Genomic DNA, 18929 nt, shown 5'->3' with positions numbered 1-18929 from the left:
GCGCATTAGACATAGTCCTGCGAAGCGGGCGCGTGAACGGCACTCCCCGCATGAGCTTCGTGCGCAATCGCGCCGGGTAAGGCCTTTTGGATGCTGACGACGGACACGGCACGCTGGCCAATTATGCCGCGACCGACTACGCTTGCACCCTTGCCCGAGAGGCCGGGATCGGAGCAGTCGGTATTCGTCGGACCTCCCAATTCGGGGCCGCAGGTGCCTACGCACAAGCCGCAGCCGACGCGGGCATGATCAGGATCGTCATGTGCAATTCCGACAGCTTCGTGCGCCTCCACGACGGCGCCGAACGGTTTCACGGCACCAATCCGATCGCCGTCTCTGCGCCTGTCGCAGGCGGCGCGTGCTGGCTACTCGACATGGCGACCAGCGCGGTACCCTACAATCGGGTGCAGCTCTACCGATCGCTCGGTCGCGATCTGCCCGAACATACGGCCTCCGGCGCGCTCGGGAGGAACACCACAGACCCGAACCTGGCCGAGATGCTTGCACCGATTGGCGGAGAATTCGGCTTCAAGGGGGCGGATCTTGCCGGGATGATCGAGATCTTCTCCGCGCTCCTGACCGGAATGAAGACGTCCCCCGAGATCCTGCCGATGCCCGGGCCCGACATCACGACGCCGCGCGGAATGGGGGCGTTCGTGATCTGCGTCGATCCCGATGGTTTCATCGGCCGCGAGTTTCTGCGCGCCGGGATGACGCGCTATCTCGGGGCGCTGCGTGCAAGCGGCAGGCGGAGCGGCGCGACGATCATTGCTCCCGGCGACAGGGAATGGGCGGAGGCTGCCCGCCGTCGCGAACACGGGGTTCCGCTCGACCCGGAAACCGCCAGAGCGTTCGAGCGTCTTGCCGAGGCGGCGGGCATCCCGCGGTGCCATTCTGAAACCTGACACAAGGCCCGCCGGGTCGGAGCGAGGCGACGGCGACGGAAAAGACCCCCCGCAGACATCGCCTCGGCCGCCAGAGCCAACCGAAGAGGACGCCCAGTATCTGGGTGGGCCTGCACGCAAATCGCATCAGGAAAGCCGGACAGGATAGGAAGAGATGGTAAAAAAGCTACATGAAGGACGAGTCGGTGTCGCACTCATCGGGGCGGGCATGATCGCAAAAACCCATGTCGCCGCGCTTTCTGCTGCGCGAAACCATGCCCGGCTGCGCACCATCGTCTCGCGCCGACCGGACCGCGCCCGTTATCTTGCGGCGCTCTATGACGGAGAGGCGCCAGAATTCTCTTCGGATCTGGTCGCTGTTGCTGCGGATCCCGACATTCCCGTGGCTATCATTGCCACACCTCCGAGCGTGCGCAAGAAGGTGATCGAGGTCCTCGCGCAGGCTGGAACGCACATTCTTCTCGAGAAGCCGCTTGCGCGCACACCTGAAGAAGCGCGGGAAGTCGTCGAGATCTGCAAATCCGCGGGCGTGACGCTCGGCGTTCTCTTCCAGCATCGGATGCGCGCGCCCTTGATGGCAGCGGCCCGTCACGTAGCGGGCGGGGGGCTTGGCAAGCTCGGGCTGGTCGAGATCGAGGTGCCGCCTTGGCGGGATCAGGCCTACTACGACGAGCTGGGGCGCGGCACCAATGCCCGCGACGGCGGCGGGGTGATGATCACCAACGCCATTCATTCCATCGATCTTGCGCTCAGCCTTGCTGGGCCGGTAGCGAGCGTGCAGGCGATGACCGCAACCACGCCCCTGCACCGGATGGAGGCCGAGGATTTCGCAATCCTAGGCCTGCGTTTACGAACGGTGCCGCCGGCTCGTTTGTCGCAAGCACGGCGATGTATCCGCACCGGACGGAAATCATCCGGCTGCATTTCGAGGAGGCGAGCCTGAAGCTCGACAAGGACGCGCTTGAGATCAGCTGGCGCGACGGTCGCCGCGAGATCAGGGCAAAAGACGAGGCTCCGCGCGCGGTGAACCCGCTGCACGGCGGCAAGCATGAATGGCATCAGGCGGTCTTGGAAGATTTCATCGATGCGGTCCGGGCCGCGCGCAAGCCGATGGTATCGGGGCGCGAGGCGCTTGTGTCGCATGATCTCATCGCCGCGATCGCGGCGTCGTCCCGCACCGGGCGCCCGGTCGCTCTTCGCGGCTGAACCGGCCGGGGCGGGCGCATTGCCGCCCCGACCCTACAATCAGTGTTTGTCCGACAACGACGCCGCGCGCCAGTCGGGTGCTTCCTCGGCGGGATTCGGCGCGTGGCCCGCATCGCGAATGGCATGGATGGCGCAGTATTCATCGCGCTCGGATGCGTCTCCGCTCACACCGACTGCGCCGATGGTCATGCCGTCGGCGTCTTCGATGAGCACGCCGCCGGGCACCGGGATGAACCGCCCCTCCGAGGCCGCCGCGATGGCGTTCTGGAACGCAGGACGCGCCGACAGGTAATCGCGGATCGTGCGGCTCGAGAACCCCATGCCAAGCGAGCCATAGGCCTTGCCGAGCGCGATGTTGAACCGCAACAGCCCGCAACCGTCCGACATCTTCATGCAGACCATACGTCCGCCACTGTCGAGCACCACGACGGTGAGGGGCTTCATCTCCTCGCGTTTGCCGATGGCCAGCACGTTGTCGACGATGGTTTCCGCCAGGGCGAGCGAAAGCGAAGACGCAAGTTTCATGGAATTTCCTTTCAGCGCATGAGATCGGGCAGCCAGGTGACGATTCCCGGAAACGCCAGCAGCACGATGATGGTGATGACGTCGGCGACGAAGAACCAGGTGATGCCCTTGAACACGTCTGGCAGGGAGATGTCCGGCCTGACCGCGGCGACGACGAAACAGTTGAGCCCGATAGGGGGAGTGACGAGGCAGATCTCGGCCATCTTCACCACGATGATGCCGAACCAGATGGAATCGAACCCCAGCGCCATGACCGCCGGATAGACCACCGGCAGGGTCAACAGCAGCATGCCGATCGCGTCCATGAACATGCCCAGCACCGCATAGGCCAGTAGGATGCACACCATGATGACCATGGGCGGCGCATCGATTCCGACCACGAGGCCGGTGAACGCCTCGGCCAGCCCCGAGAACCCGAGAAAGCGCACGAACACCGTGACCCCCCAGATCAGGGAAAAGATCATCACCGTCAGCTTGGCGGTTTCCATCAGGCTTTCGGTGATGGGCTTCAGGCCCGTTCCCCGTACCAGCGCCACGAGAAAGATGATGCCTGCGCCAAGCGCGCCGGCCTCCGTCGGGGTGGCCCAGCCCTGGTAGATCGCCGAGATAATGATGAACACCACCGCCATGATCGGCAGAAGCGGCGGCAACGAGATCATTCGCTCGGTCCATGAGGCGCGTTCCGATTGCGGGATGCGCGGCGCCTGCTCCGGCTTGACGAGCGCCCAGATCACGATGATCGCCGCATAGACGAGCGCCGACACTAGCCCTGGAAGAAACCCCGCCAGCAGCAGCCGGCCCACGGATTCCTCGACGATGATGGCATAGATCACCAGGATCGCCGACGGCGGGATCAGCGTGGCCAGCGTACCGCCCGCCGCGACAACTCCCGCCGACAGGCGCCTGTCATAGCCGTGGCGAAGCATTTCGGGGATCGCAACGCGCGCAAATACCGCCGACGTCGCGGTCGAGGCGCCCGACACGGCCGCAAAGCCCGCGGTCGCAAAAACCGTCGCCACCGCAAGGCCGCCGGGCATCCAACCCAACCATTTGCGCGCGGCATCGAACAGCTGCGAAGTCATGCCCGCATGAAAGGCGACGAAGCCGATGAAGATGAACATTGGCAGGACTGACAGCGCATAGGTGGTGGATTTTGCATGCGGCACGATTCCCACAATGCCTGCCGCCGGGCCCCAGCCTATCAATTCGATCAGCCCCAGCAGGCCGATGATGGCGGCGGCAAACACCACCCGCACCCCCAGCAGCACCAGAACGATCAATAGCCCGACGCCGATCAGCCCGACGGCAAGCGGATTTTCAAAACCCAGCCCGATCAGCATGTCAGTTTTCCTCCGTGGCCGCGTCCGCCTCTTCTCGGGCGGTCTGGGCGACATCTTTGATCAGCGCGACGCCCTGAGGCGTGCGGTTCGGGTCGATGAACATGCGGATGGCGCCGAAAAGCTGCACCGCCAAACGCGCGAACCAGATCGTGAACGCCACCGGCACCAGAAGCTTGGACGGCCAGACCGGGAATTCCGCGTCGATCGTCGTGTCTCCCAGAGTGAAAGAGCGCCAGAAATGCGCGCCGGTGTACCAGATCAGCACCGCGATGATCGCCATGCCGACAAGCGCGCCGATGATTTCGGCAGCCCAGAACCTGCGTCCGGAAAGCGCGCCCAGCAGCAGCTCCATGCGGATATGCGCGCCCATGCGCTGGGTGTAGGCGGCCCCCAGAAAGGCCATGCCTGCCATCGAAAGCTCGACCAGATCGACATAGCCGGTGAGCGGCATGTCGAAAAGGGTCCGCATCGCGATCTGCGCGATGCCAAGGCACATGAGCCCAAAGACGAACAACGCCGCGATCAGGTTCGTGGCATCTTCGACCGGGCATAGCAGGCGGTCGGCGCGGGCCACGAGGCCGCGCGTGTCGGGGGAATGAGACATGAGGTGGTCCGTATGAAAAGGGGGCGGCGGCGCCGAGGCGCCTCAGTTCTCGAGCGCCTCTGCCGCGTAGCCAAGATAGGCGTCAAGCACACCCTGCGCGTCGAAACCGCGGTTGTCGGCAACCCATTTGTCCCAGATCGGCCTGCCGGCGCGGGCGCGGAATTCCTCCAGCGCAGCCTCGTCGTATTCGATCCTGGTCAGTGTCTGCTCGAACAGGGGAATGTTCTTTTCGTCCTGCGCGGCATAGGCCGCAAGCTCGGTCTCGAGCACCATATCGCGGTTGTCCCAGATCAGCGCCTGATATTGTTCGGGCAGCGCCTCGAAGGCGGTCTTGTTCAGCACCCAGCCGCACTCGGACGACCCCGGCGACAGGTTGGCGGTGTACCAGTCGGCCTCTTCGTTGATCTTGAAGGCGACATGCGCGTAGGTGTACGGGAACGCCGCCACATCGACGGTGCCGTTCTGAAAGGCGGTCAGCGTCTCGCCTGCGGACAGCGTCTGTTTGGTTGCGCCAAGCAGTTCCATCGCATCGCCAAGCCCGCCGCCCGCGCGAACCTGCAGCCCGGCCCAATCGTCCAGCGTTCTTGGCGGCTCGCCCCGGCCCATCATTTCGTACTGCGGCAGCAGGCCCGAGGCATAGGGCAGAGCGTTCCACCTTTCCATATCCGCAACGATGGCGGGATGTTCGAACATCCGCTTGCGCACGTACAGGTCGACCGCCGGGGTGGGAATTGGCAGGAACGGCAACGAGAACACCATCCAAGCCGGATTCTTGCCGGGATGATAGAAATTGCAGATGCCCGCGCCCTCGATCGCATTCAGCTTGATCGCGTCGAGTGCTTCGCGCGCCGGGCCAAGCTGCTCGGCGTAAAAGATGCGGATCTGGAACTTGCCGTCCGTCTCGGCGGCAACCTTTTCGGCAAGCGCCTCCATGCCCGATGTCAGCGCGCGCGGATTGCCGTACATTGAGATCTTCCACAACACCGACGGGCCGTCGACGTTGGCCGCCGGAGCGGCAGTGCTCAGCGTCAGCGCCGCAAGCACCGACAGGGTGATGGTTCTGGTGATGGTCATGGTTTCTCCTCCCTTTGATTTCCCGTTGGCCGGCGTATCCCGGCCGCGATGTCAGACTGTCGCCGCCGTGAAGGCGTCGCGCAGCAGGTTCTTCTGCACCTTTCCCATGGTGTTGCGCGGCAGCTCGGGCAGCACGCGAATCGCGCGGGGATGCTTGAACCGCGCAAGCTGCGGACGCAGCAGTGCCATCAGCGTTTCAGGGTCGGGCTCGGCCCCCGGTTCGAGCACCACGGCGGCAATCACCGCCTCGCCGAAATCGGGATCGGCAATGCCGACCACGGCGGATTCAAGCACGCCGGGCAATTCATCCAGCACCGTTTCGATTTCCTTGGGGTAGATGTTGTAGCCGCCCGAGATGATCAGGTCCTTCTGGCGGCCCACGATGGACAGGTAGCCGTCGGCGTCGATGCGTCCCAGATCGCCGGTAATGAAGAAACCGTCGCCACGCAGCTCCTCTGCGGTCTTCTCGGGCATCCGCCAGTAGCCCTTGAACACGTTGGGGCCGCGCACCTCGATCATGCCGATCGTGCCATCGGGCAGGGTCGCGCCGGTGGTGGTGTCTGTGATTCGCAGCTCGATGCCCGTCAGCGGAAAGCCGACCGTGCCAGCGCGGCGCTCGCCCTCGTAGGGGTTGGACACGTTCATGTTGGTTTCGGTCATGCCGTAGCGTTCCAGGATGCGGTGCCCGGTGCGCTTCTCGAACCGCTCGTGGGTTTCCGCCAGCAGCGGCGCTGAGCCCGACACGAACAGCCGCATGTGTTGCGACAGCTTTGGGGTAAAGCGCGGATCGTCCAGCAGGCGGGTGTAGAAGGTCGGCACTCCCATCAGCGTCGTGGCATTGGGTAGGTCCGCGATGATGTCATCGAGGCTGAATCCCGGATGAAACAGCATCGACGCCCCGGACAGCGCGCAGACGTTCACCGCAACGAATAGCCCGTGGGTGTGAAAGATCGGCAGCGCGTGCAGCAGCACATCACCGGGCCCGAAGCGCCACAGGTCGGTCAGTGCGCGGGCATTGGACAACAGGTTGTCGTGGCTCAGCATCGCACCTTTCGACCGTCCCGTGGTCCCCGAGGTATACAGGATCGCCGCAAGGTCGTCGGGCCCGCAACCAAGCGGTGTGTGATCGGCATCGGCCTGCGCCACGGCGTCCATCAGGCTTCCCGTCCCGGCGGCGCCCAGCGTCATCAGCCCTGCGCCTTCGGGCAGGATGGGGGTCAGCCCCTCGGCGCTTGCAGGATCGCAGATCACCAGCCGCGGTTCGGCATCGCCAAGAAAATATGCCAGTTCCGGGACCGTATAGGCAGTGTTGAGCGGCAGCAGCACCAGCCCCGCCCGCAGGCAGGCGGCATAGATCACCAGCGCGGGCACCGACTTGGCCACCTGCACCGCCACCCGGTCGCCCTTTTGTAAGCCTTGCGCATCGAACACGTTCGCCATGCGCGCCGAAAGAGTCAGGAACGCGTCATGGCTCAGTGCCGTGCCACCCAGAGGTGTGACGAAAGGTGCGTCGCTGCCGGCGTGATATCCGAAAAGCGAATCGAAAAGATGGTTGGTCATGGCTCTCTTTCAGGTCTTGGCCGGGACGGCATTGGCTTTCAGAAGCGCGCTCAGGGCACGGGTATGGGCGATCGTTCCCTTGGTGGAATGACCCTCGATGTTGGCGTCGATCTGATTGAGATCGTAGAGATAGTTCACCATTGCCCCGCCGGACTGGCGCAGCCCGTTGTCGGATTCGTCCGCACCCGCGTGGATCTCGTAGACCAGCGCGCCGTTGCCCAGGTGAAACCGTGCCACCGGGTCGAGAGGGCCGCCGCGCGGGTTGCGTTCACGGATGAGGTATTGCGCCACGTAGGGGCGCAGCGCCGCGCCGCCGCCCTGCAATGCGGCGGCCAGCGGCGCCGCCTCGGGCTCGGGCAGGGTGGCAAGGCGCTGTTCTGCCCAGCGGCGAAAGCCCGGAATGGGCGACAGGGTCACGAAGGTCGTCAGTTCGGGCATCGCCGCTTTGAGATCCTCGACCACCTGCTTGATCAGAGAATTGCCGAAGGAAATGCCGCGCAGCCCCTTCTGGCAGTTCGAGATCGAATAGAACACGGCTGTGTTCACGCGTTTCGCCGGCAGCGCCGGGCGATCTTCGGCCAGTACCGCCTGGATGTTGTCCGCGACACCATCGGTCAGCGCCACCTCGACGAAGATCAGGGGCTCTTCGGGCATGGCGGGGTGGAAATAGGCATAGCAGCGCCGGTCCTCCGGCAGCAGGCGGCGGCGCAGGTCGTCCCAGCTGTGGATGGCGTGGACCGCTTCGTATTCGATGATCTTCTCGAGAATACTTGCGGGGCTGTCCCAGTTGATGTGGCGCAGCACCAGAAAGCCCTGATTGAACCATGACCGGAACAGATGCAGGAAATCGTTGTCGATCACCGCAAGGCGCGGCGTGTCGCGGGCCATTCGCAACAGATCGCAGCGCATCGCGACAAGCTCTGCGGTGGCGCCCGGCACGCGGTTGAGGCGGCGAAAGATCTCTTGCCGGCGCGGCTCTGCGGCCTCGGTCAGCCGGGCGAGCGTGCCGGGCTGAGGGTCTTCGCCATAGGCGCGGGCCAGATCGGCCAGCGCGTGACCGTCGATGTCGAAATCGCAGGCAAGCATGTCGAAAAACGAGTGTTTGCTCTCATCGGTCATGTCTCGGTATTGCGCCAGCAGCGCGCGCGAGACTTTCGACGAGGACGCATCCCCCAGATCGGTGAGCAGCAGTTCGGCCAGGTCACGGGGGCTGCGGGTGTCGCTGCCGCGCGGCGCGGCGCGATTGCGCAGGGTAATCGTGGAAAGCAGGTCGATCAGGTAGGTCGATTGAATCAGTTGCATGGCTCTGTTTCCGTCACATCACACGGGGCACGCTCACGGCGCTTGCTGCGGCGTCTCAGGTCAGGGCGATGGCCGCCGTCGACAGCCCCACCGAAAGCGAAAGGCTGCCTTCGTTCACCAGCCAGCGGCGCAGGGTGTAGCTGCGCGCGCCGCTGGCATGCATAGGGTCGGCATCGGCAAGCTGGCGGGCATGGTCCAGCGTCGAAGCACGCAGGATTACCAGACCGGCACCGGTGATCTGGCGCCCGGTGTCATCCGACAGCGGGCCGGCCAGAAACAGGCTGCCCTGCAATTCGAGTTTGCTCTGATAGGCCAGATGATCGGGCAGCACATCAGGCACCGCCGGGCCGCCCGGTACAGGCACAGAGTGCACCATGAACAGTTCGAGCGCGAGCGCACCGCGCGCCCTGGCGGAGTCTGCGTAGGTGGTCCAGTCCGGCATCTTTTCCCCTCCCAGAAAATCGATATTTATTGACTTAATCCATTTTTGTCGCCAAAAGAAAGTGAAATCTGAGAGGAGAGGCTATGAAACTTCTGGTTGGGACCACGGCCGGCGCACGTTCGGTTTTCCGCGTCGAAGGCGATACCGCTTTCAATCTGACGGCAGCCCTGCCGCAAATCGGCAGCGATCTTCGGGCGCTGATCGAATCGGACGATCTTCTGACAAAGGCCGCGAATGTGACGGGCGATGCGGTGCCGCTGGCGCAGATCACGCCCGAATTGCCGGTCGATGCCCCGGGCAAGATCCTGTGTCTTGGCCTGAACTATATCGAACACATCAAGGAAGGCGGCTACGACATTCCCGATTATCCGGCGATGTTCCTGCGCACACGCCAGTCGATCATGGCCGCCGGCGCGCCGCTTGTCCGCCCGACCTGTTCGGACCAGCTTGATTACGAGGCCGAGCTGATGCTGATCGTCGGCAAGGGCGGGCGACACATCTCCGAGGCGGACGCGCTGGACCATGTGTTCGGCTATACCGTGTTCAACGACGGATCCGTGCGCAACTACCAGCGCAAGACGCACCAGTGGACCCCAGGCAAGAACTTCGACCAGACCGGCGCAATCGGCCCTTATGTCGTCACGCCCGAAGACCTGCCCGAAGGCGCCAAGGGGCTGAAGATTGAAAGCCGCGTGGGCGACGAGATCCTGCAAAGCTCGAACACCGGCAACATGATCTGGAGCGTGGCGCAGACCATCGCCATTATGTCCGAATTCACCACGCTGGAGCCGGGCGATCTGATTGCGCTCGGCACGCCGCCCGGCGTTGGACATGCGAAAAAGCCGGGGCCGCGCTGGCTGAGGCCCGGCGAGGTGGTCGAGATCGAGATCGAAGGCATCGGCATCTGCGCCAACCCGATCTGCGACGAGGCCGATCTGGGACAGGCGGCGGAATGACGGCGCTGGCCGATCCTCGGCAGCAGGCGCAGGCGGCCGTGCGGGCGCTGCGCGGGCGCGTCGACGCGCTTGACGCGGCATCGATCGATCTGATCCTGCGCGATGCGCGTTCGCATTACGCCTGGACGGACCGCGACGTGCCCGATGCCCTGCTGCGCGAGCTGCACGACATCACCATCAGCGGGCCGACCAGCATGAACACCCAGCCCGCCCGTTTCGTTCATGTGCGCAGCGCGGCGGCCAAGGACAGGCTGGCGCGCGCGCTCAAGGACAAGAACATCGCTAAGATGCGGCAGGCCCCGGTGACGACGATCATCGCCTATGATCCAAATTTCTGGACCCGCCTGCCGCAGACCTTTCCGCATGAGGACCGCCGCCCCCTGTTCGAGGGCAAGCGTGAGCATTGCGAGACGACGGCGCTGCGGAACTCGTCGCTACAGGGTGCGTATTTCATGATCGCGGCTCGGGCGCTGGGGCTGGACGTTGGCGCGATGTCGGGCTTTTCCAATGCGATCGTCGACGAGGAATTCTTTGCCGAAAGCGGGTGGAAATCGAATTTCCTGTGCAACATCGGATACGCGGATGAAACCGCGCTGTTCGGCAAGCTACCGCGCCTCGGCTTTGACGAGGTGTGCCGCGTGATCTGACATACCATCGCTGCGGGCGCGGAAGAGGAGCCGCGCCCGCAGCGCACCGACCGGCGGACATGCGTCGGCATTTAGAACCACACGGGAGGAGACCCCAAAATGCGTTTCATGACTGCAACAGCCCTGCTGTTCGCGGGGGCGGCCGTGCCCGCGCTCGCGCAGGAATTGATCACCATCAACGTGATCGACGGCTACCCGGCCCGTGCCATGTGGGTGCAGGAACTGACCGATTATTTCATCCCCGAAGTCGACCGGCGCCTTGCCGAGACCGGGAATTACACCATCGACTGGCGCGAAAGCTATGGCGGCACGGTGGTCAAGCCGGGCGGCGTGCTCGAAGGATTGCAGCTCGGCCTTGGCGACATCGGCATCGTGACCACGATCTTCCACAGCTCGAAGCTGCCCAGCCAGGCGATTGCCGCCGTAACGCCCTTCGTGTCGTCGGATGCACGGGTGGTGGCAAAGGCGGTCGACGAGATCGCACAAAAGTTCCCGACCATGCAGGCGGAATTCGACGCGCAGAACCAAGTCTACCTGACCACCGGCGTTGTGCTGGACACCTACCAGCTGTTTTCGGCGAAGAAGGTGGAAACGCTGTCCGATCTGCACGGCGCCAAAATCGCGGGCGCGGGCATGAACCTGCGCTATGTCGAGGGCATCCCCGATGCGGCCGGCGTGCGCGGGGGGCTGACCGATTTCTACAACATGCTTCAGACGGGGCTGGTCGAACACGCGATGCTGTGGCCCGAAGCGGCGGCCACGTTCAAGATTTCGGAGGTGGGGCCGTTCATGCTGGCGGTCGATCTGGGCGCGGTGAACACCAAGACTATGTCCGCCAACAAGGATTTCTGGAACGCGCTGCCCGATGAGGTACGCACCGCAATCCGGGAAAGCGCCACCGCCTATCGCGACCACGTGGCCGAGATCGCGATGGACCGGGCCGCCGAAGCCCGCGAGGCCTATGTGGCAAGCGGCGGCGAGATCGTTCAGATGAGCGCCGACGAACGCGCTGCATGGGCCACGTCGCTGCCCGACATCGCCTCGGAATGGGCTTCGGATCTGGATGCAAAGGGCCAGCCGGGCTCGGAGATGCTGGCGGCCTATCTTGCCACGATCAATGGCGAAGCCGCGCCGCTGCGCGACTGGACTGCAGGCATTGGTCAGTGACAGGCGCCAATGATCGAAGCGGCGCGCCGATGGCGGAGGGCTGTCGGCGGCTGCACCGCGCGCTGTCCGGGTCGGTGCGGGTCGCTGCGCTGGGGGCGAATGCGACGGGCACGCTCATGGTGCTCGCGCTGGTGGTGGTGGTGAATTACGACATGCTGGCGCGCACGCTGGCCAACCGCCCGCTGCATGGCACCATCGAACTGGTGCAGTTCGCCATGGTGCTGATCGTGTTCCTGCAACTGCCCGATGTGATCCGGGCAGGGCAACTCACGCGGTCTGACGGGTTCCTGGGGCTACTGGCCATCCGCGCGCCGCGCGCGGCAAGCCTGCTGCAACGGCTGATTGACCTGCTGTCCCTTGCCATCATGGCGCTGCTTGCGGTGGCATCGTTTCCCCTGTTCATCGAGATGTGGCACTCGCAGGATTATTTCGGAATACCGGGCGTGTTCACCGCTCCGTGGTGGCCGATCAAGCTGACCGTCCTGACCAGCACGACCATGTGCACGATCCTCTTCGCCCTGAAAGTGCTCGGGCCCAGGCAGGAGCAAAACCTTTGACCCCAATCGAAGTCGGCGCCATCTCGGTCGGGGCCATCGTGCTGCTGATATATCTTGGCGTTTATATTCCCATTGCGCTCACCGCCGTGTCCTTCGTGTCGATCTGGCTGATGCGCGACAACCTCACTCTGGCGATGAACCTGCTGAAGATCACCATCGGCGAAAGCGCGATGGAATACCCCTTTGCCACCATTCCGCTGTTCAGCTTCATGGGGCTGGTGGTGTCGAAGGCGGGGCTGGGCACGGATATCTATGCCGTCATGTCATCGGGCTTTCGCCGGGTGAAGGGCGGCATCGGCATGGCGACGGTGGGGGCCAACGCGGGCTTTGCCGCGGTCACTGGCAGCTCCATCGCCTCGGCGTCGGTGTTTTCAAAGGTCGCCGTGCCGGAGATGCAGAAATACGATTACAACCCGCGCTTTGCGGTGGGTGTCGTGGCGGGATCGTCGGTGCTGGGCATGATCATCCCGCCATCGGCGATGCTCATCATCTATGCCTTCGTCGCCGAGCAATCGGTGGGCGAGATGTTCATCGCCGGTGTCATACCGGGCCTGATGCTGACCGCTGCCTATATCGGGGCGATCTGGCTGATGGGGCGCTTCGTGCCCAGGTTTGTAGGCGGGCGTCCGGCGGATGACTACGCGCCGATGCCATGGCGCGAGGTCGCAAGCCGCACCCTGCCGATGCTGTTGCTGATCGTCACTGTGATCGGCGGCATCTACCTGGGCTGGATGACCCCGGTCGAGGCGGGCGCGGCGGGCGCGGCGCTTGGGCTTGTCATCGCGGCGGTGCGCCGGACGATGTCCTGGCGCAACCTGTGGGACACGCTGCTCGAAACGGGCCACATCACGGCGGCGATCCTGTTCCTGATAACCGCCGCGTCGATCTACAGCCGGATGCTCGGTCTTGCCGGGCTGCCGCGCGAGCTCGAAGCACTCCTTGCCGCCAGCGATCTGAGCTTCGTGATGATCATGCTATGCTACGTGCTCCTCATGCTGTTCCTCGGCACCATCCTCGACACATCGTCAATCATCCTGATCGTGGTGCCGCTGTTTCTGCCGCTGATCGAACCGATGGGGCTGAGCCTCGTGTGGTTCGGCATCATCACGGTCATCGGGGCCGAGATCGAACTCCTGACGCCACCGCTGGGCATCTCCTGCTTCGTCATCAAGGCGACGCTGGATGACCCGCGCATCACGCTCAAGGACGTGTTCCTCGGGGCGCTGCCCTTCGCGGGCGTCATGCTGGTGGTGCTGGTCCTGCTGATCGCCTTTCCCTCTCTTTCCCTAGCCCTTGTATAAGGAGCCGACATGCGCAACGTAACGCCGCAGAACATCACCGACGTCTTTACCGGCTATTTCGGCCCCGAGACCGAACCGCGTTTTGCCCAGATCATGGGTGCGCTGGCCCGCCATCTGCACGCATTTACCAAAGAGGTTGGCCTGACCCATGACGAATGGCGCGCCGGGCTTGCGGCGATGGAATGGGCCGGCCGAATTACCACGCCCGAGCGAAACGAATTCGTGCTGATGTCGGATGTGCTGGGCCTGTCGTCGCTGGTCGACATGATCAATTCGCACCCCGGCGCCACCAGCTCCAGCGTGCTGGGGCCGTTCCACGTGTCCAATGCGCCGCCCATGGCGGTGGGTGACGATCTGCGCGCCGATTTCCCCGGCGAGGTGGTTCTGGTGCAGGGCCATGTGTGCGACCTGAACGGCAATCCCATCGCCCATGCCGAGCTGGACATCTGGCAGACCGCGCCAAACGGGCTGTATTCCAGCCAGGACCCGGATCAGGACATCATGTCATTTCACGGGCTGATGACCACCGATGAAGATGGCTATTACGCCTTCACCACCGTGCGCCCGGTGGAATACACCGTGCCGACCGATGGCCCGGTGGGACAGATCCTAGATGCGGCGGGGCGGCATCCGTGGCGGCCGTCGCACCTGCATTTCATCATCAAGGCGCCGGGCTATCGCGACCTCGTGACCGAGGTCTTCCCTGCCGACGATCCCTATCTTGATCAGGACACGGTGTTTGGCGTGCGCGAAGATTTGGTGATGCACTACGCACCCCAGCCGGAGGGCACGTTCCCCGAAGGCTTAGCGCTGTCGGGCAAGGTCGATGGGCCGTGGTCGCGGGTGGATTTCGATTTCCGGCTCGTGGCGCTCTGATGCGCCTTTTCCGGGGCGGCCTTGCGCCGCCGCCCCGGCTACGCGGCGACGGCGTAAGGCGTCGCGCTCGCGGCTCAGCCCTTGTCGGTCCGCGCCAGATCGGGCGCTTCGCGCAGGAAGGTGCCGGTCTGCTGATAGTGGCTCAACAGCCTCGACGACGCCAGCTGCACGTCCCGCGCCACCGCCGCTGCTAGAATATCGCGGTGTTCGGCGGGCACATCGCGCGAGCCGTAGTGGCGCGAGCGGCCTGCAAGGTAACGATACCGCACGTTCAGATCGTACAACTGGCTGCAATAGCCCAGCAGGATCGGCGAGGCACAGCGCGACAGCAACGTCATGTGAAAGGTCTTGTGCGCATCCTCGAAGATCGCGACATCGGCGCTGCCGACCCGCGCCATGCGGTGATGGGCGAGCACCAGTGCCTCTTCCCACGCCTCGTCGCCGGCGGCGATGGATCTGCGCAGGGCCATGTCCTCGAGCGCGCAGCGCAGGCGCAAGATCTCGGCGAAATTTTCCCGGCTGACGGGGGATGCACGAAAGCCGCGCTGGTCGATGCGTTCGACCAGCTTATCGGCCACCAGCAGCGTCAGAGCCTCGCGGATGGGCGAGGCTCCGACCTGGATGCGATCCTTCAGCGTTTCGATCTTAAGCTTTTCACCCGGCGGAAGAACGCCAGTGATGATCATGCGCCGGATAGCCTGATAGGTCGTCTGGGTCGTCGACATCGAGGGCGCCGGATCTGTCCCCGCCTCGAACTGCTGCGTACTCATCGTGCGTTCATACCCTTTCCCGACGGCAGTCCCGCCCGCTACTGTCGCTGCGTTGCGCGGACTGGGATTCCCTTGCGTACTTCACTAGTCGCATCGCGTGTCGTTACCCCGTCGTTCAGCACGAACATGATGATACAGGTTTCCGTCCCCCTGTTCGACCAGGCATGGTTGGTGCCGCGCTGGACGCAGATATCGCCCGCCCTGAGCAGCACGTCATCGGCGGGATCATCCATCAGCATCCAGATTTCCCCGGTGATGACCATGGCGTAATCGACGCTGTCGGTCCGGTGCATGAACGGATGCCGCGCATTGCGCACGATATTCGCCGCCGCCCCCATTTCGGCAAAGGCCGAGGGGCCGTCAAGGGTGGCCATGATCTCGGGGTCCTCGGGCTGAAACTCGACGCAGCGAAACACGCTGCCATTTTTCGGAGGATGCAAGGTGAACGGCCCGGTGCAGGTTTCGGTGGCGGCGTCATATTCCGCCGGGGTGCCGTCCGAGATCCAGAAGTTGGTCAGCCGCACGCCCGGCCTGTTGGGCCTTTCAAGGAATTGGCTGGCGGTCTGGTCGCTTTCGATGATCGCCTTGCCGGTGGAATCGTGGCCTGTCACCACGCGTCGGAATTCGGTCATTTTCATGGGGGTGTCCTTTCAGATCGGTTGGCCCTTGCGGGCGCGCAATTCGGTCACGGCAAAAAGCCCGCCAAGCAGAACGAGGCCCAGCACGGCGCTGCGCAGGTCCTGGAACAGCAGCAGCAGCCCGGCAATCGCGGCAACGCCGCGGCCCACCGCATCCAGCCGGTGGCGCAGCACTCCGATCACCGCGGCGGCGATGGCAAAGACGCCAAGCATCCCCGTGACGACGGCCTCGATGTTCTCGAGCCAGCCGCCCTGCAGGATCAGGCCCGGACCGAAGCAGATCGCAAACGGCAGAAGGAAGCTCGGCGCGGCATAGACGGCGGCGGTCCAGCCGCATTTGCTGATGTCGGCCCCGGCGATGCCCCCGGCGACATAGGCGGCCAGCGCGACGGGCGGCGTGATGGTGGATATGCAGCCGAAGTAGAAGACGAAGAAATGCGCCGTCAGCATCGGCACGCCCATCTTGACCAGCGCCGGGGCAACCACGGTGGCAAGGATCAGGTAGGCTGCCGTGGTTGGCAGGCCCATGCCAAGGATGATCGACACTAGCATCGTGAGCACCAGCGCGACGACCAGGCTGCCGCCCGAGCTCATGTCGATGAGCACCGCGATCTTGGACCCGAGGCCCGACAGCCCCAGCACGCCCGCGATGATGCCGGCGGCCGCGCAGGCGGCAGAGATCGTCACCACACCCTGGGCGCCTTCGACCACGGCGCCGGCGATCCGGCGCAGCAGTTCCACCTCGATCCGGCGCGCCCAGATCACGGTGGCGACGATCATCGCCCCCATCGCCCAGAGCGAAGCCTTGAACGGCGAATAGCCCATCAGCATCATGCCCAGCAGCAGCGCGAAGGCGAGGATGAAAGGCATCCCGTCCCACAACACCCGCGCCGTGCTGCGCGGATCCTTTGTGGGAGTCATGACCGGCACGATGCCACTGCGCAGCGCACGCAGATGCACGACCGCAAAGGCGGTACCGAAGAACAGCAGCGCCGGCAGCAGGCCGGTCTTCATGATCTCGGTGTAGCTTACACCGGCCACCTCGGCCATGATGAAGGCGGCGGCGCCCATGACGGGGGGCATGATCTGCCCGCCGGTCGATGCCACCGCTTCGACCGCGGCGGCCTGGTGGGGTGCGTAGCCTTCGCGCTTCATCAGCGGGATGGTCAGCGTGCCGGTCACTGCGACATTGCCCGCCGCCGATCCCGAAACCATGCCGATCAGCGCCGAGAACAGCACCGCCGACTTGGCCGATGCGGCGCGCATCCCGTGCGTGAGCCGGAACGAGATCTCGAAAAAGAACTCGCCCGCACCAAGCCGCGAAAGGAGCGCGCCGAAGATGGTGAAGGTGATGATATAGGTCGCCGCCACGCCGATCGGGATGCCATAGATCCCCTGCGTGTCGGTGGTCAGAAAGGTCACTACCCGTTCCAGCCCGTAACCGCGCCCGTTGAGCACGCCCGGCAGATAGGGGCTTAGGAACGGATAGATCAGAAAGACCCCGGTGATCCCCGCAAGGATGCTGCCGATGCCACGCCGCGCCGCCTCGATGACAAGCGCGACGATGATCAACCCGGCCCAGTAGTCCTGGACGTTCGTCATGCCGCCGCTCATGGCGATCTGCTTCCAGCGCGACAGCAGCCAGACGCTTGCGACGATGCCCGACGCGATCAGCACGCCGTCGATCGCCAGCGCGACACGGCCCCGCGTCGCGACCGGGATGGCCGGCGTGCGCGCAAACAGCAGCGTGAGCGCCAGCATCAGGTGGGTCAGCCGCATTTCCATCGTCGACATGGATACGACGCCCGACACGATCAGCAGATGGTAGGCGCCAAAGGCAAAGGCCACGATGGCCAGAACCCGGGCATGGGTCGTGATCTCGCGCAGCGTTTGCATGGCGCGTCCTTTCATGGCAAGACGGGAAAGGGCAGGGCACGAGCCGCTGCCCCGTTGGCCTTCTCAGCGGGCGAAATAGGCCGCCGCGCCGGGATGCAGGGGGATGGCCAGCGCGCCGGCGCGGGCCTTGTCGATCTGGCGCGCATTGGCATTTTCGGCGGCGAATTCGTCGAGGTGATCGTAGATCGCCGCGGCCAGCCTCTCGACAATGTCCGGGGCCATGTCCGTCGGAACCACCAGCATGTTGGTAACACCCAGAACCCGGGCGTCCGAGTCCATGTCATAGACATCGGCGGGAATGTCGAAGGTGCTGTAGGCAGGGTGGTCTGACAGGATCTGCTCCAGCTTGTCGTCTTCGATGTCGATCATCCGCAGCTTGCCCGATGCCGCCGCCTGCATCACTGCGGCCGCGGGATAGCCCGACAGCGCCAGCGCCGCGTCCACATTGCCGTCCGAGAGCTGACTGAAGCCGTCGCCATAGCTCAGGAAGCTGGGCGTGATGTCATCGAGGTCAAGCCCGTAGATCGGCAGCATGTTGTTGAGAAAGCCCATCGTGCCGCCCCCCGCCGGGCCGACAGCGACGCGCTTGCCCTTGAGATCGGCGAAGCTTCGGATATCGGACCCGCCTGGCACCACCATGTGCAGGACACTGGGGTGCAACGGGCCAAGCGCGCTCAGCGCCATCGGGCTGCCGTCATAGGCGCCGGTGCCCGCCGCCGCGTCGGCGGCAAGGTTGGCGCTGGTGATGCCAAGCTCGACCTCGCCCTGCGCCACGAGACGAGGGTTCTGCACCGATCCCTGCGTGACGATGGGCACCATGTCGATGTCGTCGCCGGCGTAGGTGTTCACGAGGTTTGAAATGCCCTGGCCCATCGGGAAGAACGCCCCGCCGAGGCTGGCGGTCCCGATGCGGTATTCCTCTGCCTGAACGGACGGAGCGAGCATTGAAAAGGATGCGGCAACAAGCACCGCGCGAGCGATCTGTTTCATGGTAGTCCTCCCTCCCTTTGGCCATAATGCCTATTTTATTTTGAATCAATACAAATTATCGATGTTTTTGGAAGGGTCTTTTGCGGATCCGACGCCGCGATCCGAAGGCCGCGGTATTCCGGGCATGCAAGTGACTGTCCCGGCACGAAAGAAGGTCACTGACCGACATCGCC

General features: G+C 64.3%; 20 protein-coding genes. 9 read left to right on the top strand and 11 right to left on the bottom strand.

The features are described from left to right. Positions 1-86: 86 nt before the first annotated feature. From ACXAD2_RS02380 to ACXAD2_RS02370, 3 genes are all read left to right on the top strand, one after another. Positions 87-905, top strand: a complete 819-nt coding sequence (locus tag ACXAD2_RS02380) for an Ldh family oxidoreductase (RefSeq protein ID WP_475166380.1) — start codon at positions 87-89, stop codon at positions 903-905. Positions 906-1059: 154 nt separating this feature from the next. Then, a complete protein-coding gene (locus ACXAD2_RS02375) occupies positions 1060-1848 on the top strand; it encodes a Gfo/Idh/MocA family protein (RefSeq protein WP_475166379.1) in 789 nt (262 codons plus the stop codon). Next, the gene (locus ACXAD2_RS02370; RefSeq protein WP_475166376.1) at positions 1794-2111 is read left to right on the top strand and encodes a hypothetical protein; all 318 of its coding nucleotides are present in this window, start codon (positions 1794-1796) and stop codon (positions 2109-2111) included. The genes ACXAD2_RS02375 and ACXAD2_RS02370 overlap by 55 nt, the downstream gene beginning before the upstream one ends. A gap of 39 nt (positions 2112-2150) precedes the next feature. On the opposite strand, the gene ACXAD2_RS02365 is transcribed toward ACXAD2_RS02370, so the two are convergent. Genes ACXAD2_RS02365 through ACXAD2_RS02335 form a run of 7 tightly spaced genes read right to left on the bottom strand, consistent with a single transcriptional unit; the run spans position 2151 to position 8958 of the window. Beyond that, positions 2151-2636 (bottom strand): GlcG/HbpS family heme-binding protein, encoded by a 486-nt coding sequence (locus ACXAD2_RS02365; protein WP_475166374.1) that lies wholly within the window; start codon positions 2634-2636, stop codon positions 2151-2153. 11 nt (positions 2637-2647) lie between these two features. Beyond that, entirely contained in the window at positions 2648-3976 is a 1329-nt protein-coding gene (locus tag ACXAD2_RS02360) for a TRAP transporter large permease (RefSeq protein ID WP_475166372.1), read from the bottom strand. Between the two features lies 1 nt (position 3977). Further along, positions 3978-4580: a TRAP transporter small permease subunit gene (locus ACXAD2_RS02355; protein ID WP_475166369.1), complete on the bottom strand. Its 603-nt coding sequence runs from the start codon at positions 4578-4580 to the stop codon at positions 3978-3980. Between the two features lie 42 nt (positions 4581-4622). Then, positions 4623-5654, bottom strand: coding sequence for a type 2 periplasmic-binding domain-containing protein (locus tag ACXAD2_RS02350; RefSeq protein WP_475166367.1), 1032 nt, complete (start codon positions 5652-5654; stop codon positions 4623-4625). A gap of 51 nt (positions 5655-5705) precedes the next feature. Then, positions 5706-7214 (bottom strand): malonate--CoA ligase, encoded by a 1509-nt coding sequence (locus tag ACXAD2_RS02345; protein ID WP_475166364.1) that lies wholly within the window; start codon positions 7212-7214, stop codon positions 5706-5708. Positions 7215-7223: 9 nt separating this feature from the next. Continuing rightward, positions 7224-8516 carry a malonyl-CoA decarboxylase gene (locus ACXAD2_RS02340; RefSeq protein ID WP_475166359.1) on the bottom strand — a complete coding sequence of 431 codons (1293 nt, stop codon included), beginning with the start codon at positions 8514-8516 and terminating at the stop codon, positions 7224-7226. Positions 8517-8571: 55 nt separating this feature from the next. After that, positions 8572-8958, bottom strand: coding sequence for a YciI family protein (locus ACXAD2_RS02335; protein WP_475166357.1), 387 nt, complete (start codon positions 8956-8958; stop codon positions 8572-8574). Between the two features lie 83 nt (positions 8959-9041). Here ACXAD2_RS02335 and ACXAD2_RS02330 point away from each other — a divergent pair, with 83 nt between their 5' ends. The 6 genes from ACXAD2_RS02330 to ACXAD2_RS02305 all read left to right on the top strand — a co-directional run bounded on the left by ACXAD2_RS02330 (position 9042) and on the right by ACXAD2_RS02305 (position 14462). Beyond that, positions 9042-9914 carry a fumarylacetoacetate hydrolase family protein gene (locus ACXAD2_RS02330; protein WP_475166353.1) on the top strand — a complete coding sequence of 291 codons (873 nt, stop codon included), beginning with the start codon at positions 9042-9044 and terminating at the stop codon, positions 9912-9914. Next, positions 9911-10561 (top strand): malonic semialdehyde reductase, encoded by a 651-nt coding sequence (locus ACXAD2_RS02325; protein ID WP_475166350.1) that lies wholly within the window; start codon positions 9911-9913, stop codon positions 10559-10561. The genes ACXAD2_RS02330 and ACXAD2_RS02325 overlap by 4 nt, the downstream gene beginning before the upstream one ends. A gap of 99 nt (positions 10562-10660) precedes the next feature. Continuing rightward, positions 10661-11728: a C4-dicarboxylate TRAP transporter substrate-binding protein gene (locus ACXAD2_RS02320; protein WP_475166347.1), complete on the top strand. Its 1068-nt coding sequence runs from the start codon at positions 10661-10663 to the stop codon at positions 11726-11728. Then, on the top strand, positions 11725-12285 hold the full coding sequence (locus tag ACXAD2_RS02315) for a TRAP transporter small permease subunit (protein ID WP_475166342.1): 561 nt from the start codon (positions 11725-11727) through the stop codon (positions 12283-12285). Before ACXAD2_RS02320 ends, ACXAD2_RS02315 begins: the two co-directional genes overlap by 4 nt. After that, positions 12282-13586: a TRAP transporter large permease gene (locus tag ACXAD2_RS02310; RefSeq protein ID WP_475166339.1), complete on the top strand. Its 1305-nt coding sequence runs from the start codon at positions 12282-12284 to the stop codon at positions 13584-13586. Before ACXAD2_RS02315 ends, ACXAD2_RS02310 begins: the two co-directional genes overlap by 4 nt. 9 nt (positions 13587-13595) lie before the next feature. Next, positions 13596-14462, top strand: coding sequence for a dioxygenase family protein (locus ACXAD2_RS02305; protein ID WP_475166337.1), 867 nt, complete (start codon positions 13596-13598; stop codon positions 14460-14462). Between the two features lie 74 nt (positions 14463-14536). On the opposite strand, the gene ACXAD2_RS02300 is transcribed toward ACXAD2_RS02305, so the two are convergent. From ACXAD2_RS02300 to ACXAD2_RS02285, 4 genes are all read right to left on the bottom strand, one after another. Beyond that, positions 14537-15232 carry a GntR family transcriptional regulator gene (locus ACXAD2_RS02300; protein ID WP_475166333.1) on the bottom strand — a complete coding sequence of 232 codons (696 nt, stop codon included), beginning with the start codon at positions 15230-15232 and terminating at the stop codon, positions 14537-14539. A gap of 38 nt (positions 15233-15270) precedes the next feature. After that, a complete protein-coding gene (locus tag ACXAD2_RS02295) occupies positions 15271-15870 on the bottom strand; it encodes a cupin domain-containing protein (protein ID WP_475166331.1) in 600 nt (199 codons plus the stop codon). Between the two features lie 12 nt (positions 15871-15882). After that, positions 15883-17766, bottom strand: coding sequence for a TRAP transporter permease (locus ACXAD2_RS02290; RefSeq protein ID WP_475166329.1), 1884 nt, complete (start codon positions 17764-17766; stop codon positions 15883-15885). Between the two features lie 63 nt (positions 17767-17829). Further along, complete coding sequence (locus ACXAD2_RS02285) at positions 17830-18756, bottom strand: TAXI family TRAP transporter solute-binding subunit (RefSeq protein ID WP_475166323.1); 927 nt, start codon at positions 18754-18756, stop codon at positions 17830-17832. Positions 18757-18929: the final 173 nt, after the last annotated feature.

This window comes from Salipiger sp. ABN3_019, from assembly GCF_056158605.1.
This window is presented reverse-complemented; position numbering and strand designations above follow the sequence as displayed.